The following is an 18,575-nucleotide window of genomic DNA, read 5'->3' as shown; positions in this document are numbered from 1 at the left end:
TATAATGAAAAAAATAAAATAAATATTCATAGAAATCACTCCAAACTTTGAAATAGGAAGAATTGATTACTGCTCTATGCGAGAAGAACTACGTTCTCAGATTAGTTTGTGGCTGATTTTGATGGAGTCGAATTGGTGAAAAAATGAAATTAAGAAGAAGTGAGCGCATGGTGGTTATTTCCAATTACTTGATTAACCATCCTTACCAATTAACAAGTTTAAATACATTTGCAGAGAAATATGAGTCTGCCAAGTCTTCCATTTCAGAAGACATCGTAATTATCAAACGTGCCTTTGAAGAAATCGAAATTGGTACAATTGAGACAATTACCGGTGCTGGGGGAGGTGTCGTCTTCACTCCTTCCATTTCAGAAAAGGAGGCCAAGGCTATCGTTCAAGATCTCCGCGATCAACTGTCTGAAAGCAATCGAATCCTGCCTGGCGGCTATATCTACTTATCAGATTTGCTCAGTACGCCATCTATCCTCAATAATATTGGCCGCATCATTGCCAAAGCTTTTAAAGATCAAAAGATTGATGCTGTTATGACAGTGGCGACCAAAGGAGTTCCGCTTGCCAATGCTGTCGCTAATGTCTTGAATGTTCCCTTTGTCATTGTCCGTCGCGATTTGAAAATCACTGAGGGCTCTACGGTCAGTGTCAACTATGTCTCTGGCTCTAGCGGAGATCGAATTGAGAAAATGTTTCTCTCAAAACGTAGCCTAAAGGCTGGAAGTCGAGTGCTGATTGTCGATGACTTTCTCAAGGGAGGCGGAACAGTTAATGGGATGATTAGCCTTCTGTCCGAGTTTGATTCGGAATTAGCAGGAGTAGCTGTCTTTGCGGACAATGCGCAAGCCAATCGCGATCATCTGGAATACAAATCACTGTTAAAGGTGACCAATATCGATGTTAAATCAAATACGATTGATGTTGAGATTGGGAATATATTTGATTAACTTTAGGAAAGAATTATGAGAAATATTTTTGATAAATTAGAGAGAGCTTCTAACCTTGTTCGTTTAGGGATCCTGGCAATAATGCTGCTTATCTTGGTTTCTGGACTTATATTTTTAAAACCAGCTCAGAAGAATACGGGCTCCGCCAAAACAGTTAGTTACAGTAGACGTTCAAGCTCCAGTAAAGCTAGTTCTACTAAGAAAACATCGTCAGAAGATAATACGATTCAGGATGCTGAAGTAGCTGTTAAAAAGTTAGAAGAAGAGCGTACCGATGAAAGTGTGACTCAAGCACAAGCAGCGGTTGACAAGGTAAAAGATGAGGAAGCCAAAGCTAAGTTCCAAGGTCGAATTCAAGCCGTAAAAGATGCAATGAAGACACCTGAGGAATCCACTGAACCTGATTCAGACCAGCAGCAGTCGTTCTCTCCTACGCCTGTTGCGCCAGTTTATCGAACACCTGCCATCTCCATCGAACCACGAATACAGCCACAAGAAAGTTCGACTCCTGCACCATCCTCTAGTCCAGAAGTTACCCCAAGTCCATCTTCGGAGATACCAAGCCCGTCTTCAGATACTTCGGGCGCCTCTTCAAATACGGTGGTTCCTTCCCAGACTTCAAGTGAAAAATAAGATTGAATAGCTATTTTTGTTAGTATTTAAGTAATTATCACCAATTAGTTGTAGCATATTTTCAGATCTTTAAGATGATAATAATCAAGCAAAAGGTTGATTAAAAAGTGAAGATAAGTAAAAAATTAAGAAAACCTATTGACGAGGATATGCTTACGTGTTACAATGATAAGCGGTACTTTTTACTTTTGGTCTCTCAAAAGTGTACAGAGACGTGCTGACAAATGTTGCAAAAGTACACACAGATGGTAGCTGTCACCAAGTGTATCATCACCAAAATTAAAAAAATACAGGAGAATGTAGATGCCTACAATTAACCAATTGGTTCGCAAACCGCGTAAATCAAAAGTAGAAAAATCTAAATCACCAGCTTTGAACGTTGGTTACAACAGCCACAAAAAAGTTCAAACAAACGTATCTTCACCACAAAAACGTGGTGTTGCAACTCGTGTCGGAACTATGACACCTAAGAAGCCTAACTCAGCCCTTCGTAAATTTGCCCGTGTACGTTTGAGCAACTTGATCGAAGTTACAGCTTACATCCCAGGTATCGGACACAACTTGCAAGAGCACAGCGTGGTGCTTCTTCGTGGTGGACGTGTAAAAGACCTTCCAGGGGTACGTTACCATATCGTTCGTGGTGCACTTGATACAGCAGGTGTTACTGACCGTAAGCAAGGCCGTTCTAAATACGGTACTAAGCGTCCAAAAGCATAAAGAAAGGGGATAAAGATAAATGAGTCGTAAAAACCGTGCGCCTAAGCGCGAAGTATTGCCAGATCCGCTTTACAATTCACAATTAGTTACTCGTCTTATCAACCGCGTTATGCTTGATGGTAAGCGTGGTACAGCAGCTTCTATCGTTTACGGAGCTTTTGAGCAAATCAAAGAAGCTACTGGAAATGATGCACTTGAAGTATTTGAAACAGCGATGGAAAACATCATGCCTGTTCTTGAAGTACGTGCACGCCGTGTCGGTGGTTCAAACTACCAAGTACCGGTTGAAGTTCGTCCAGAACGTCGTACTACACTTGGACTTCGTTGGTTGGTAACAATTTCACGTGGTCGTGGTGAACACACTATGCAAGATCGTCTTGCAAAAGAAATCATGGATGCTGCTAACAACACTGGTGCAGCAGTTAAGAAACGCGAAGATACTCACCGTATGGCTGAAGCTAACCGTGCCTTCGCACACTTCCGTTGGTAAGATCATGATACCAAGGGCGCTAAAGGCACAAGGCAAAAATAGGAAACTGATGCAGTGTTTGAAGAACACAAAGCAGTTTGTCTTTTTTGCGCAGGGCCTCGCTCGGGTTCAAATTAGCTAAAAATATTATTCTTAGCTATAATTCAACTGATCGTCTTACAAGTTGAAACCAACAAAAAACAAGATAAACATTTAGAACGGGTAGGTCCTGCCTATCCGTTTTTTCTAAATAATGTTATAATAGATTGTAAAATAAAAAAATAGGAGAAACTAACCTCATGGCACGCGAATTTTCACTTGAAAAAACTCGTAATATCGGTATCATGGCTCACGTCGATGCTGGTAAGACAACTACAACTGAGCGTATCCTTTACTATACTGGTAAAATCCACAAAATCGGTGAAACTCACGAAGGTGCGTCACAAATGGACTGGATGGAGCAAGAGCAAGAACGTGGTATCACTATCACATCTGCTGCGACAACAGCTCAATGGAACAACCACCGCGTAAACATTATCGACACACCAGGACACGTGGACTTCACAATCGAAGTACAACGCTCTCTTCGTGTATTGGATGGTGCGGTTACCGTTCTTGACTCACAATCAGGTGTTGAGCCTCAAACTGAAACAGTTTGGCGCCAAGCAACTGAGTACGGAGTTCCACGTATCGTATTTGCTAACAAAATGGACAAAATCGGTGCTGACTTCCTTTACTCAGTAAGCACTCTTCACGACCGTCTTCAAGCAAATGCTCATCCAATTCAATTGCCAATCGGTGCTGAAGATGACTTCCGTGGTATCATCGACTTGATCAAGATGAAAGCTGAAATCTATACCAACGACCTTGGTACAGATATCCTTGAAGAAGATATTCCAGCTGAATACCTTGAACAAGCACAAAAATACCGTGAAAAATTGGTGGAAGCAGTTGCTGAAACTGATGAAGAATTGATGATGAAATACCTTGAAGGTGAAGAAATCACTAACGAAGAATTGAAAGCTGGTATCCGTAAAGCAACTATCAACGTTGAATTCTTCCCAGTATTGTGTGGTTCTGCCTTCAAGAACAAAGGTGTTCAATTGATGCTTGATGCGGTTATCGACTACCTTCCAAGCCCACTTGACATCCCAGCGATCAAAGGTATCAACCCAGATACAGACGAAGAAGAAACTCGTCCAGCATCTGACGAAGAGCCATTTGCAGCTCTTGCCTTCAAGATCATGACTGACCCATTCGTAGGTCGTTTGACATTCTTCCGTGTTTACTCAGGTGTACTTCAATCTGGTTCTTACGTAATGAACACTTCTAAAGGTAAACGTGAACGTATCGGACGTCTTGTGCAATTGCATGCCAATAGTCGTCAAGAAATCGAAACCGTTTATGCTGGGGATATTGCAGCTGCTATTGGTTTGAAAGATACGACAACTGGTGATTCATTGACAGATGAAAAAGCTAAAATCATCCTTGAGTCAATCAACGTTCCAGAACCAGTTATCCAATTGATGGTTGAGCCAAAATCTAAAGCAGACCAAGATAAGATGGGTATTGCCCTTCAAAAATTGGCTGAAGAAGATCCAACATTCCGCGTTGAAACAAATGTTGAAACTGGTGAAACAGTTATCTCTGGTATGGGTGAGCTTCACCTTGATGTCCTTGTTGACCGTATGCGTCGTGAGTTCAAAGTTGAAGCAAACGTAGGTGCTCCTCAAGTATCTTACCGTGAAACATTCCGCGCTTCTACTCAAGCACGTGGATTCTTCAAACGTCAGTCTGGTGGTAAAGGTCAATTCGGTGATGTATGGATTGAATTTACTCCAAACGAAGAAGGAAAAGGCTTCGAGTTTGAAAATGCTATCGTCGGTGGTGTGGTTCCTCGTGAATTCATCCCAGCGGTTGAAAAAGGTTTGATTGAGTCAATGGCGAATGGTGTCCTTGCTGGCTACCCAATCGTTGATGTGAAAGCTAAACTTTACGATGGTTCATACCACGATGTCGACTCATCTGAAACAGCCTTCAAGGTTGCGGCTTCACTTGCTTTGAAAGAAGCTGCTAAGACTGCACAACCAGCTATCCTTGAGCCAATGATGCTTGTAACCATCACTGTTCCTGAAGAAAACCTTGGTGATGTTATGGGTCACGTAACAGCTCGTCGTGGACGTGTTGACGGTATGGAAGCACATGGTAGCAGCCAAATCGTTCGTGCTTATGTTCCACTTGCTGAAATGTTTGGTTATGCGACTGTCCTTCGTTCTGCAACACAAGGACGTGGTACCTTCATGATGGTATTTGATCACTACGAAGATGTACCTAAGTCAGTACAAGAAGAAATCGTTAAGAAACACCGTGGTGAATAATTCACTACATGACGCTCGCTTCTAGCGGGCGTTTTTTCTTTATGGATCAAAATATGAAATTTATGAAAAATATCGAAAATACATGAAAGAAAATTTGTTACTTGTTAATAATAATGAAATCAGTTGCAATTTTGCTCAATAAGGTATATAATAGATATGTTGAAAGGTGATTTGTAGTGATTCAAGTTACTCTTTTCACATAAAATTTTTTTTGATTTTCATAAGGAGGAAATCACTAATGGTAGTTAAAGTTGGTATTAACGGTTTCGGTCGTATCGGTCGTCTTGCTTTCCGTCGTATCCAAAACGTAGAAGGTGTTGAAGTTACTCGCATCAACGACCTTACAGATCCAGTTATGCTTGCACACTTGTTGAAATACGACACAACTCAAGGTCGTTTCGATGGTACTGTTGAAGTTAAAGAAGGTGGATTCGAAGTTAACGGTAAATTCGTTAAAGTTTCTGCTGAACGTGACCCAGAACAAATTGATTGGGCTACTGACGGTGTAGAAATCGTTCTTGAAGCAACTGGTTTCTTTGCTAAGAAAGACGCTGCTGAAAAACACCTTAAAGGTGGAGCTAAGAAAGTTGTTATCACTGCTCCTGGTGGAAACGATGTTAAAACAATCGTATTTAACACTAACCACGACGTTCTTGATGGTACTGAAACAGTTATCTCAGGTGCTTCATGTACTACAAACTGTTTGGCTCCAATGGCTAAAGCACTTCAAGACAACTTTGGTGTTGTAGAAGGATTGATGACTACTATCCACGCTTACACTGGTGACCAAATGATCCTTGACGGACCACACCGTGGTGGTGACCTTCGTCGTGCTCGCGCTGGTGCTGCTAACATCGTTCCTAACTCAACTGGTGCTGCTAAGGCTATCGGTCTTGTAATCCCAGAATTGAACGGTAAACTTGATGGTTCTGCACAACGCGTTCCAACTCCAACTGGATCAGTTACTGAGTTGGTAGCAGTTCTTGAAAAGAACGTTACTGTTGATGAAGTAAATGCAGCTATGAAAGCAGCAGCTAACGAATCATACGGTTACACAGAAGATCCAATCGTATCTTCAGATATCGTAGGTATGTCTTACGGTTCATTGTTCGACGCAACTCAAACTAAAGTTCTTGACGTTGACGGTAAACAATTGGTTAAAGTTGTATCATGGTACGACAACGAAATGTCATACACTGCACAACTTGTACGTACTCTTGAATACTTCGCGAAAATCGCTAAATAATTCAATTGTATGAAGAAGGGATCCGAATGGATCTCTTTTTTTGTTTTGCAGAACAGTTTGAAGGAATGGCTATTGGAAATCAACTCGATCATCTAGCAGCATTAGCATTTATCAGAAAAATGAGAATCGTGTAGTCTTTCATCTATCTTTGATTGGAGAAAAGGAAAAGCCATGAATTTTTGCTATCACTTTTGTAGATTTTGTGATATAATTAACACGTATAAAAAAAGAAGGAGTCATATCTAATGGCAAAATTGACTGTTAAAGACGTTGAATTGAAAGGGAAAAAAGTTCTCGTTCGTGTTGACTTCAACGTTCCTGTAAAAGATGGCGTGATTACTAACGACAACCGTATCACTGCAGCACTTCCAACTATCAAGTACATCCTTGAACAAGGTGGACGTGCTATCCTCTTCTCTCACCTTGGACGTGTAAAAGAAGAAGCAGACAAAGAAGGTAAATCACTTGCTCCTGTAGCTGCTGACTTGGCTGCTAAATTGGGACAAGAAGTTAAATTTATCCCAGGTGTTACACGTGGTGCTGAATTGGAAGCAGCTGTTAACGCTCTTGAAGATGGACAAGTTCTCTTGGTTGAAAACACTCGTTTCGAAGATGTTGACGGCAAGAAAGAATCTAAAAACGATCCTGAACTTGGTAAATACTGGGCATCACTTGGAGATGGTATCTTCGTAAACGATGCATTCGGTACAGCTCACCGTGCACACGCATCTAACGTTGGTATCTCAGCAAACGTTGAAAAAGCAGTAGCTGGTTTCCTTCTTGAAAACGAAATTGCTTACATCCAAGAAGCGGTTGAAGCTCCAGAACGTCCATTTGTGGCCATTCTTGGTGGTTCAAAAGTTTCAGACAAGATCGGTGTAATCGAAAACTTGCTTGAAAAAGCTGATAAAGTTCTTATCGGTGGTGGGATGACTTACACATTCTACAAAGCGCAAGGTATCGAAATCGGTAACTCACTTGTAGAAGAAGATAAATTGGATGTTGCAAAAGCTCTTCTTGAAAAAGCAAACGGCAAATTGATCTTGCCAGTTGACTCAAAAGAAGCAAACGCATTTGCTGACTACACTGAAGTGAAAGATACTGAAGGTGAAGCAGTAGATCCAGGCTTCCTTGGTTTGGATATCGGTCCTAAATCTATCGCTAAATTCGACGAAGCCTTGACTGGTGCGAAAACAGTTGTATGGAACGGACCAATGGGTGTGTTTGAAAACCCAGATTTCCAAGCTGGTACAATCGGTGTCATGGACGCTATCGTGAAACAACCAGGTGTGAAATCAATTATCGGTGGTGGTGACTCAGCTGCCGCAGCCATCAATCTTGGTCGTGCAGACAAGTTCTCATGGATTAGTACGGGCGGAGGCGCTTCTATGGAGCTTCTTGAAGGTAAAGTATTGCCAGGTTTGGCTGCACTTACAGAAAAATAATTTCAGCCCGTTAGTCTCTACAAAATCCTGATTTTGTAGAAAAAGGAACAAAACTGAAACGTTAACAAAAAGGTGGCTATGTCACCTTTTTGTGTTAGTGGAGGTATTTGTGGCGCGGTGGTGGAGCATCAATGGAACTCCTTGAAGGTAAAGTTCTTCCAGGGCTTGCAGCATTGACTGAAAAATAATCTTTGTAACGAAAAGAGTTGGGTAACCAACTCTTTTTCTTTTGTCCACGTAGGTGTCTGAGGAAATGGGCTTTTGACTTCTATTTTCCTAGCGAGTAATCAATAATGGGAAATGTAGTTAGAAATACAGTAGAAGCTGGCTATGCATTCTTGTAGGATACAAACAATAAACTGGATGGACAGAGCCTTTTTGTTAGAAAATATGTTAGAATAGAGGTAGTTTACTTTTAAAAAGGAAAAAGCATGAGCTATTTTAGTAAGTACAAATTTGATAAATCAAAATTTCGCTTGGGTATGAGGACGATGAAAACAGGGATAGCAGTCTTTATTGTCCTACTCATTTTTGGAATGTTTGGCTGGAAGGGGCTCCAAATTGGGGCTTTGACAGCGGTGTTTAGCCTGCGAGAAGATTTTGATAAAAGTGTTCATTTCGGAACTTCTCGTATTTTAGGAAATAGTGTCGGGGGCTTTTATGCTTTGATATTCTACCTACTGGGAAATTTATTGAACGGCCAATTTTGGGTGACTTTGGTATTTGTGCCAATCTGTACGATGCTGACGATCATGACCAATGTTGCTATGAACAATAAGGCTGGGGTGATTGGTGGTGTTTCAGCTATGCTGATTATCACTCTCTCCATTAGTCCGGAAGATACTATTTTATACGTTTTTGCTAGAGTTTTTGAAACCTTTATGGGTGTCTTTGTTGCAATAGTGGTAAATTCGGATGTGGATAGAATTAAGAATTTCTTTAAGTCTATAAATTAAAATGTGTGAGAAAATCTCACATTGATTATTGACATACAAAAAAAATTAGTTATAATAGTGCATAGAGAGGAAAAAAATGAAGGAAAAAGAGTTTCGCCGAAATATGGCAGTCTTTCCCATAGGTAGCGTTATGAAGTTGACGGACTTATCTGCCCGTCAGATTCGATATTATGAAGAGCAAAACCTCATCACTCCCCTTCGGAATGAGGGCAATCGTCGAATGTATTCTCTGAATGATATGGACCGACTTTTGGAAATTAAGGATTATATTTCTGAAGGCTATAATATCGCTGCTATTAAAAAGAAATATGCTGAACGTGAAGCTAAATCCCACAAAACGATTAGTGAAAAGGAAGTCCGTCGGGCTCTCCACAATGATATTTTACAGCAAGGTCGTTTTGGCTCTTCTCTGCCAACCTTTGGTCACATGCGTCGGCCATAAACTATTTTTTAAAACTATAAGGAGTTACCCATGCCCATTACAGCAGCTGATATTCGTCGCGAAGTAAAAGAAAAAAACGTCACTTTCATCCGTCTAATGTTCTCTGATATTTTGGGAACCATGAAAAACGTTGAAATTCCAGCAACGGATGAGCAGCTTGAAAAAGTCTTATCAAATAAGGCTATGTTTGACGGTTCGTCTATCGAGGGATTTGTTCGGATTAATGAATCTGACATGTATCTTTATCCTGATTTGGATACTTGGACAGTTTTTCCTTGGGGAGATGAAAATGGCAGTGTAGCAGGCTTGATCTGTGATGTTTATACGACAGAACATGTTCCCTTTGCAGGAGATCCTCGTAGTAATCTAAAGCGAGCTCTCAAACATATGGAAGCATTGGGCTTCAAGTCTTTTAATCTTGGTCCTGAGCCAGAATTTTTCCTTTTCAAATTGGATGAAAATGGCGATCCGACACTGGAAGTGAATGACAAGGGTGGCTACTTTGACTTGGCGCCGACAGACTTGGCAGACAATACCCGTCGAGAAATCGTTAATGTCTTAACAAAAATGGGATTTGAAGTGGAAGCGAGTCACCACGAGGTAGCAGTTGGTCAGCACGAGATTGACTTTAAGTATGATGAAGTGCTTCGCGCTTGTGATAAGATTCAGATTTTCAAGTTGGTAGTGAAAACCATTGCTCGTAAGCACGGTCTTTATGCGACTTTCATGGCTAAGCCAAAATTTGGTATTGCTGGTTCTGGTATGCACTGCAATATGTCCCTCTTTGACCAAGATGGAAATAATGCATTTTATGATCCAGAGGATCCAAAAGGAATGCAGTTGTCTGAGGCAGCCTATTATTTCTTGGGTGGTTTGATTAAGCATGCCTATAACTATACAGCTATCATGAATCCAACTGTTAACTCTTACAAACGTTTGGTGCCTGGCTTTGAAGCACCAGTTTACATCGCTTGGGCTGGCCAAAATCGCTCACCTTTGGTTCGAGTACCGGCATCGCGCGGCATGGGAACTCGCTTGGAGTTGCGTTCAGTAGACCCTATGGCCAATCCTTATATTGCTATGGCAGTGCTCTTAGAAGTGGGACTTCATGGAGTGGAAAATAAAATCGAAGCGCCAGCTCCAATCGAGGAAAATATCTATGTGATGACAGCTGAGGAGCGCAAGGAAGCCGGTATTACTGACCTGCCATCTACCCTCCACAATGCCCTTAAGGCTTTAACTGAAGATGAGGTCGTCAAGGCAGCTTTAGGAAACCATATCTACACTAGCTTTGTTGAAGCCAAGCGGATTGAATGGGCTAGCTATGCGACCTTCGTTTCCCAATGGGAAATTGATAATTATTTGGACTTATATTAATGAATTCTAGAACAGGGCTTGAAAAAGTCCTGTTTTTGTATGGAAACAAGATATTTTCAGTTTTTAACTGTTGTATTTCCAATCTTTTTCATGTTTTTCGTCCGTAATGTACGGGGAATACTTGTAAAATATATTTAAAAGTGATAAACTTAAAGCATAAAAGCACGAAAGGCGAATAATAAAATGTCAAACAAGTTGTTATATTCGGGAAAAGCAAAGGATATTTTTGCGACAGAAGATGAGCAGGTGATTTTGTCCCGCTACAAGGATCAGGCGACTGCTTTTAACGGTGTCAAAAAGGAGCAAATTGCGGGCAAGGGAATTTTGAATAATCAGATTTCATCTTTTATTTTTGAAAAGTTGAACGCTGCCGGTGTAGCAACGCATTTTATCGAGAAAATCTCAGATACAGATCAGCTTAATAAAAAAGTTGACATTATTCCCTTGGAAGTCGTACTTCGCAACTACACAGCTGGTTCATTTTCAAAACGTTTTGGCGTAGAAGAAGGCATCGGATTTGAGACTCCAATTGTCGAATTTTACTATAAAAACGATGATTTGGACGATCCCTTTATCAATGATGAGCATGTGAAATTCCTTAAAATTGCGGATGACCAACAGATTGCCTACTTGAAGGAAGAAACGCGTCGTATCAATGAACTTTTGAAAGCCTGGTTTGCTGAGATTGGTCTTAAATTGATTGACTTTAAGCTAGAGTTCGGTTTTGACAAGGATGGCAAGATCATCTTGGCAGACGAATTTTCACCAGATAACTGTCGTTTGTGGGATGCTGACGGTAACCACATGGACAAGGATGTTTTCCGTCGTGGCTTAGGCGAATTAACAGATGTTTACGAGATTGTCTGGGAAAAGTTGCAAGAATTGAAATAACAACCTAAAGGCTGTTTGGGAACATTGTAAGAGCTGAAATAAAGGAATAAGAATTGATGGATAAACGTATTTTTGTTGAGAAAAAGGCTGATTTTCAGGTCAAGTCAGAGAGTTTGGTAAGAGAACTCCAGCACAACTTGGGCCTGTCAACTTTGAAAAGTATTCGCATTGTGCAAATTTATGATGTCTTTGATTTGGCAGAGGACTTGTTTGCGCCTGCAGAGAAGCACATTTTCTCTGAGCAGGTGACAGACCATGTCTTGGATGAAGCGGCTGTGCAGGCGGATTTTGCCAACTATGCTTTCTTTGCCATTGAAAGCCTTCCGGGGCAGTTTGACCAACGTGCAGCATCTTCGCAAGAAGCCTTGCTTTTGCTCGGAAGTTCGAGTGACGTGACAGTCAACACGGCTCAACTTTACCTGGTCAATAAAGATATTGATGCGAATGAGTTGGAAGCGGTCAAGAACTACCTGCTCAATCCAGTTGATTCTCGTTTCAAGGACATTACGACAGGGATTGCCAAGCAGGAATTTTCTGAGTCGGACAAGACCATTCCTAAATTGACTTTCTTTGAAAGTTATACGGCAGAAGACTTTGCTCGCTACAAGGTCGAGCAAGGAATGGCCATGGAAGTGGACGATTTGCTCTTTATCCAAGACTACTTCAAGTCAATCGGGCGCGTACCGACGGAAACAGAGCTCAAGGTTTTGGATACTTACTGGTCTGACCATTGCCGTCACACGACTTTTGAGACCGAGTTGAAAAATATCGACTTCTCAGCTTCTAAATTCCAAAAGCAATTGCAGGCGACTTATGACAAGTATATTGCCATGCGTGATGAGTTGGGACGTTCGGAGAAACCACAAACCTTAATGGATATGGCGACTATTTTCGGTCGTTATGAGCGTGCTAATGGGCGTTTGGACGACATGGAAGTATCTGACGAGATTAATGCTTGTTCGGTTGAAATCGAAGTGGATGTTGATGGTGTGAAAGAGCCATGGCTTCTCATGTTTAAAAACGAAACTCACAACCATCCAACAGAAATTGAACCATTTGGTGGAGCGGCTACTTGTATCGGTGGGGCTATTCGTGACCCGTTGTCAGGTCGTTCCTATGTTTACCAAGCTATGCGTATCTCAGGTGCGGGTGATATTACAGCACCGATTGCGGAAACTCGCGCTGGGAAATTGCCACAACAAGTCATTTCGAAAACAGCGGCTCACGGTTACTCTTCTTATGGGAACCAGATTGGTCTTGCGACGACATACGTTCGTGAATACTTCCACCCAGGCTTTGTAGCCAAACGCATGGAGCTTGGTGCCGTTGTTGGTGCAGCTCCTAAGGGCAACGTTGTCCGTGAAAAACCGGAAGCGGGCGATGTGATTATTCTTCTTGGTGGTAAGACTGGCCGTGATGGTGTCGGTGGTGCGACAGGGTCTTCTAAAGTTCAAACGGTTGAGTCTGTAGAGACTGCTGGTGCTGAGGTTCAAAAAGGGAATGCCATCGAAGAACGCAAGATCCAACGCCTTTTCCGTAATGGCGATGTCACTCGTCTTATCAAGAAATCCAACGACTTTGGAGCTGGTGGTGTCTGTGTAGCCATCGGTGAATTGGCAGACGGTCTTGAAATCGACCTCAACAAGGTTCCTCTTAAATACCAAGGTTTGAATGGTACAGAAATTGCCATCTCTGAATCACAAGAACGAATGGCGGTTGTGGTTCGTCCTAAGGATGTAGATACCTTCGTTGCGGAATGTAATAAAGAAAATATTGACGCTGTTGTTGTGGCAACAGTGACTGAAAAACCAAATCTTGTCATGCACTGGAATGGTGAAACGATTGTCGACTTGGAACGTCGTTTCCTTGATACAAACGGTGTGCGCGTAGTAGTTGATGCCAAGGTGGTGGACAAGGATGTCAAACTCCCAGAAGAACGTCAAACATCTGCTGAAACACTTGAAGCTGATATCCTTGCGGTTCTATCTGATCTCAACCATGCGAGTCAAAAAGGTTTACAAACTATCTTTGACTGTTCGGTCGGTCGTTCAACGGTCAATCACCCACTTGGCGGTCGCTACCAACTCACACCAACTGAGGCTTCTGTGCAGAAATTGCCAGTTCAACACGGGGTGACTCACACTGCGTCTGTTATGGCCCAAGGATTTAACCCTTATGTGGCAGAATGGTCTCCATACCATGGTGCTGCTTATGCGGTTATCGAAGCAACTGCTCGTTTAGTGGCTGCTGGTGCAAACTGGTCCAAGGCTCGCTTCTCTTACCAAGAGTACTTCGAGCGCATGGACAAGCAGGCTGAGCGTTTTGGTCAGCCAGTAGCAGCTCTCCTAGGATCTATCGAAGCACAAATCCAACTTGGCTTGCCATCTATCGGTGGTAAGGACTCTATGTCTGGTACCTTTGAAGAATTAACCGTACCACCAACCTTGGTTGCCTTTGGGGTGACGACGGCAGATAGCCGGAAGGTGCTTTCTCCTGAGTTCAAGACTGTTGGTGAAAACATCTACTACATCCCAGGCCAAGCCCTTTCTGCAGAGATTAATTTTGACTTGATTAAGAAAAATTTTGCTCAGTTTGAAGCCATTCAAAAGGTTCACAAGGTGACGGCAGCTTCAGCTGTTAAATACGGCGGTGTGCTTGAAAGCTTGGCTCTTGCTACCTTTGGAAATCATATCGGTGCAGAGGTGACCTTGCCTGAACTTGAAAGTTCTTTGACAGCTCAATTGGGTGGATTTGTCTTCACATCTCCTGAAGAAATTGCTGGAGTAGAGAAAATTGGACAAACAAGCGCAGACTTTGCTCTCCTTGTCAATGGTGTGAAGTTAGATGGACACAAGCTTGACAATGCCTTCCAAGGAAAACTGGAAGAAGTTTACCCAACGGAATTTGCCCAAGCGAAAGAACTGGCAGAAGTGCCAGCTATCGCTTCTAAGACAGTCATCAAAGCTAAAGAAAGAGTTGAAAAACCTGTGGTTTACATCCCAGTCTTCCCAGGAACCAACTCAGAATACGACTCAGCCAAGGCATTCGAAAAAGAAGGTGCAGAGGTCAACTTGGTGCCATTCGTGACACTCAACGAAGAAGCTATTGTCAAGTCAGTTGAAACCATGGTTGACAACATCGACAAGGCTAACATCCTCTTCTTTGCAGGTGGCTTCTCAGCTGCGGATGAACCAGATGGATCAGCTAAGTTTATCGTCAACATCCTGCTTAATGAAAAAGTGCGTGCAGCGATTGATAGCTTTATTGCTCGTGGTGGCTTGATTATCGGTATCTGTAATGGATTCCAGGCCTTGGTCAAATCAGGTCTTCTTCCCTACGGAAACTTCGAGGATGCCAGCAGTACTAGTCCAACCCTCTTCTACAACGATGCCAACCAACACGTGGCCAAGATGGTGGAAACTCGAATTGCTAATACAAATTCACCGTGGCTTGCCGGAGTGCAAGTGGGTGATATCCATGCTATTCCTGTTTCGCACGGTGAAGGGAAGTTTGTTGTGACGGCTGAGGAATTTGCGGACCTCCGTGACAATGGTCAAATCTTCAGCCAATACGTTGACTTTGATGGCAAACCAAGCATGGATTCTAAGTACAATCCGAATGGTTCTGTAAATGCCATCGAAGGAATTACTAGCAAGAACGGTCAAATTATCGGTAAAATGGGGCACTCAGAACGTTATGAAGACGGTCTCTTCCAAAACATTCCAGGAAATAAAGACCAGCACCTGTTCGCGTCAGCTGTGCGTTATTTCACAGGGAAATAAAAGGTATAAAAAATGACATACGAAGTAAAATCTCTTAATGAAGAATGCGGTGTTTTCGGTATCTGGGGGCATCCAGATGCTGCTAAAATGACCTATTTTGGGCTCCACAGTCTTCAGCACCGTGGTCAGGAGGGAGCTGGAATCCTCTCCAATGATCAGGGGCAATTGAAGCGCCATCGTGACATGGGGCTTCTATCAGAAGTTTTCAAAAATCCTACCAAATTGGACAAACTGACAGGAACTGCTGCCATCGGTCATGTGCGTTATGCGACCGCAGGAGAAGCTTCTGTAGATAACATCCAGCCTTTCATTTTTCGCTTTCATGATATGCAGTTTGGCTTGGCCCATAATGGAAATCTGACCAATGCCGAATCGCTCAAGAAAGAATTGGAACAAAGAGGTGCTATTTTCAGCTCAACCTCTGATTCTGAAATCTTGGCTCATTTGATTCGTCGTAGTCACAATCCTAGTTTGATGGGCAAAATAAAGGAGGCGCTCAGTCTTGTCAAAGGTGGCTTTGCTTATATCTTGCTGTTTGAGGACAAGTTGATTGCAGCGCTTGACCCAAATGGCTTCCGTCCGCTTTCTATCGGGAAAATGGCCAATGGAGCGGTGGTCGTTTCTTCTGAAACTTGTGCCTTTGAAGTCATCGGTGCTGAGTGGATTCGAGATTTGAAGCCTGGAGAGATTGTGATCATTGATGATAAGGGCATCCAGTACGATAGTTATACGAATGATACCCAGTTGGCGATTTGCTCTATGGAGTATATCTACTTTGCTCGTCCTGATTCTAACATTCACGGTGTTAATGTCCATACAGCTCGCAAACGTATGGGAGCTCAATTGGCGCGTGAATTTAAGCATGAGGCAGACATCGTGGTTGGTGTGCCCAACTCCTCACTCAGCGCAGCCATGGGATTTGCGGAAGAATCTGGTCTGCCAAATGAAATGGGGCTGATTAAAAATCAATACACCCAACGTACCTTTATCCAACCGACTCAAGAATTGCGGGAGCAAGGGGTGCGGATGAAACTGTCTGCTGTTTCGGGTGTTGTCAAAGGTAAACGTGTGGTCATGATTGATGATTCCATTGTTCGTGGGACAACCTCTCGCCGCATCGTTCAGCTCTTGAAAGAAGCAGGTGCGTCTGAGGTTCATGTTGCCATTGGCAGTCCAGCGCTAGCTTATCCATGTTTCTACGGGATTGATATCCAGACGCGTCAGGAGCTGATTGCTGCCAATCATACGGTCGAAGAAACACGCCAAATCATTGGTGCAGATAGCCTGACCTATCTTTCGATTGATGGCTTGATTAACTCTATAGGCATCGAAACAGATGCGCCAAATGGAGGTCTCTGTGTCGCTTACTTTGACGGCGACTACCCAACTCCTCTCTACGACTATGAGGAAGAATATCGTAGAAGCTTGGGGGATAAGACCAGTTTTTACAAATAGACGGATAAAGACTTTCCGTGAAAGGAAAGGAATAAACAAATGACAAATAAAAATGCATACGCTCCACGTCTCACTACTGACTAAAAGCTAAAGCATTTTTCAGTCGACGCTTTCTCCTATGGGACCAAAGCTAGAGGCCTGACTAGTATTTTTAGATAAAATGATTGTTTATCTAAAAATACGTCGCAGTCTTTCTCAAAAAAAGAAAAGGAATGAATAAAATGACGAATAAAAATGCTTATGCGCAGTCTGGTGTGGATGTTGAAGCGGGTTATGAAGTTGTTGAACGGATCAAAAAGCACGTGGATCGTACGGAGCGTGCAGGTGTTATGGGAGCTCTAGGTGGTTTCGGTGGCATGTTTGACCTTTCAAAAACAGGTGTCAAAGAGCCCGTCTTGATCTCAGGGACTGACGGTGTCGGAACTAAGCTCATGTTGGCTATCAAGTATGACAAGCACGATACCATCGGTCAGGATTGTGTGGCTATGTGTGTCAATGACATAATCGCTGCGGGTGCGGAGCCTCTCTATTTCCTCGACTACGTGGCGACAGGGAAGAATGAACCAGCTAAGCTAGAACAAGTGGTTGCTGGTGTAGCGGAAGGTTGTGTGCAGGCAGGCGCTGCCCTCATCGGTGGGGAAACGGCTGAAATGCCTGGTATGTATGGCGAAGATGACTACGACTTGGCTGGTTTTGCAGTCGGTGTGGCTGAAAAATCTCAAATCATTGATGGCTCAAAAGTGGCAGAAGGAGATGTTCTTATCGGACTGGCTTCAAGTGGGATTCACTCAAATGGTTACTCACTCGTTCGTCGAGTCTTTGCCGACTATACAGGTGAGGAAGTCTTGCCAGAATTGGAAGGCAAGAAACTTAAGGAAGTCCTTCTTGAGCCGACTCGTATCTATGTCAAGGCTGTCTTGCCACTCATCAAGGAAGAGTTGGTCAACGGTATTGCCCATATCACAGGTGGTGGCTTTATCGAAAATGTCCCTCGTATGTTTGCTGCTGACTTGGCTGCAGAGATTGAGGAAAGCAAAGTTCCAGTGCTTCCGATTTTCAAAGCTCTTGAAAAATACGGTCAAATCAGGCATGAGGAAATGTTTGAAATCTTCAATATGGGTGTGGGACTCATGTTGGCAGTTAGCCCTGAAAATGTAGGTCATGTCAAAGAATTGCTTGATGAACCAGTCTATGAAATTGGTCGCATCGTTAAGAAAGAAAACGAAAGTGTCATCATCAAATGAAAAAAATAGCGGTTTTTGCATCTGGTAATGGCTCAAATTTTCAGGTGATTGCCGAAGAATTTCCAGTGGAGTTTATCTTTTCAGACCATCGTGATGCCTATGTGCTGGAGCGTGCCGACAAGCTTGGCATTCTGCCCTATGCTTTTGAACTCAAGGAGTTTGAGAACAAGGCAGACTACGAAGCAGCCCTAGTCGAACTCTTGGAAGAGCACCAGATTGACTTGGTTTGTCTCGCCGGCTACATGAAAATCGTTGGGCCAACCTTACTTGGAGCCTACGAGGGGCGTATTATCAATATCCATCCAGCCTACCTGCCCGAATTTCCAGGAGCTCATGGGATTGAGGACGCTTGGAATGCTGGTGTCGCTGAGAGTGGCGTGACCATTCACTGGGTGGACTCTGGTGTGGATACAGGAAAGGTTATCAAACAGGTGCGCGTGCCGCGTTTGGCTGATGATACCATCGAAAGCTTTGAAGCCCGCATTCATGAGGCGGAGTACAAGTTGTATCCAGAGGTTCTGGATAGCTTGGGAGTTGCACGAAAATAAGAAGGAAATCATAGCTGATTTTGTGGCAAGGAT

At 42.9% G+C, this 18,575-nt stretch carries 15 protein-coding genes; all 15 read left to right on the top strand.

The genetic code is table 11. From position 1 onward, the window contains the following. The first annotated feature begins 143 nt into the window (after nt 1-143). The 15 genes from purR to purN all read left to right on the top strand — a co-directional run bounded on the left by purR (nt 144) and on the right by purN (nt 18,542). Nucleotides 144-959, top strand: coding sequence for a pur operon repressor (purR, locus tag D8793_RS00715; protein WP_005591656.1), 816 nt, complete (start codon nt 144-146; stop codon nt 957-959). A 15-nt stretch (nt 960-974) separates the two neighbouring features. Continuing rightward, entirely contained in the window at nt 975-1,592 is a 618-nt protein-coding gene (locus tag D8793_RS00710; RefSeq protein ID WP_125371182.1) for a hypothetical protein, read from the top strand. Between the two features lie 303 nt (nt 1,593-1,895). Next, nucleotides 1,896-2,309: a 30S ribosomal protein S12 gene (gene rpsL / locus D8793_RS00700; protein ID WP_005591658.1), complete on the top strand. Its 414-nt coding sequence runs from the start codon at nt 1,896-1,898 to the stop codon at nt 2,307-2,309. Nucleotides 2,310-2,328: 19 nt separating this feature from the next. Continuing rightward, the gene (gene rpsG / locus D8793_RS00695) at nt 2,329-2,799 is read left to right on the top strand and encodes a 30S ribosomal protein S7 (protein WP_005591659.1); all 471 of its coding nucleotides are present in this window, start codon (nt 2,329-2,331) and stop codon (nt 2,797-2,799) included. 278 nt (nt 2,800-3,077) lie between these two features. Then, nucleotides 3,078-5,156, top strand: coding sequence for an elongation factor G (fusA, locus tag D8793_RS00690; protein ID WP_125371181.1), 2,079 nt, complete (start codon nt 3,078-3,080; stop codon nt 5,154-5,156). Between the two features lie 238 nt (nt 5,157-5,394). Beyond that, on the top strand, nt 5,395-6,402 hold the full coding sequence (gap, locus tag D8793_RS00685; RefSeq protein WP_005591661.1) for a type I glyceraldehyde-3-phosphate dehydrogenase: 1,008 nt from the start codon (nt 5,395-5,397) through the stop codon (nt 6,400-6,402). A gap of 245 nt (nt 6,403-6,647) precedes the next feature. Beyond that, on the top strand, nt 6,648-7,847 hold the full coding sequence (locus D8793_RS00680) for a phosphoglycerate kinase (RefSeq protein ID WP_125371180.1): 1,200 nt from the start codon (nt 6,648-6,650) through the stop codon (nt 7,845-7,847). 431 nt (nt 7,848-8,278) lie between these two features. Then, complete coding sequence (locus tag D8793_RS00675) at nt 8,279-8,803, top strand: FUSC family protein (protein WP_125371179.1); 525 nt, start codon at nt 8,279-8,281, stop codon at nt 8,801-8,803. A gap of 76 nt (nt 8,804-8,879) precedes the next feature. Beyond that, the gene (locus D8793_RS00670) at nt 8,880-9,245 is read left to right on the top strand and encodes a MerR family transcriptional regulator (protein WP_005591665.1); all 366 of its coding nucleotides are present in this window, start codon (nt 8,880-8,882) and stop codon (nt 9,243-9,245) included. A 30-nt stretch (nt 9,246-9,275) separates the two neighbouring features. Beyond that, on the top strand, nt 9,276-10,622 hold the full coding sequence (gene glnA / locus D8793_RS00665; RefSeq protein ID WP_125371178.1) for a type I glutamate--ammonia ligase: 1,347 nt from the start codon (nt 9,276-9,278) through the stop codon (nt 10,620-10,622). Between the two features lie 183 nt (nt 10,623-10,805). Next, nucleotides 10,806-11,513 (top strand): phosphoribosylaminoimidazolesuccinocarboxamide synthase, encoded by a 708-nt coding sequence (gene purC / locus D8793_RS00660; protein ID WP_125371177.1) that lies wholly within the window; start codon nt 10,806-10,808, stop codon nt 11,511-11,513. Between the two features lie 56 nt (nt 11,514-11,569). Further along, nucleotides 11,570-15,295, top strand: a complete 3,726-nt coding sequence (locus D8793_RS00655) for a phosphoribosylformylglycinamidine synthase (RefSeq protein ID WP_125371176.1) — start codon at nt 11,570-11,572, stop codon at nt 15,293-15,295. A gap of 12 nt (nt 15,296-15,307) precedes the next feature. Next, a complete protein-coding gene (gene purF / locus D8793_RS00650; RefSeq protein WP_125371175.1) occupies nt 15,308-16,750 on the top strand; it encodes an amidophosphoribosyltransferase in 1,443 nt (480 codons plus the stop codon). A gap of 221 nt (nt 16,751-16,971) precedes the next feature. Beyond that, complete coding sequence (gene purM / locus D8793_RS00645) at nt 16,972-17,994, top strand: phosphoribosylformylglycinamidine cyclo-ligase (protein WP_125371174.1); 1,023 nt, start codon at nt 16,972-16,974, stop codon at nt 17,992-17,994. Further along, entirely contained in the window at nt 17,991-18,542 is a 552-nt protein-coding gene (gene purN, locus D8793_RS00640) for a phosphoribosylglycinamide formyltransferase (RefSeq protein ID WP_125371173.1), read from the top strand. The genes purM and purN overlap by 4 nt, the downstream gene beginning before the upstream one ends. Nucleotides 18,543-18,575: the final 33 nt, after the last annotated feature.

This window comes from Streptococcus cristatus (assembly GCF_003943465.1).
Taxonomy (GTDB): domain Bacteria; phylum Bacillota; class Bacilli; order Lactobacillales; family Streptococcaceae; genus Streptococcus; species Streptococcus cristatus_C.
This window is presented reverse-complemented; position numbering and strand designations above follow the sequence as displayed.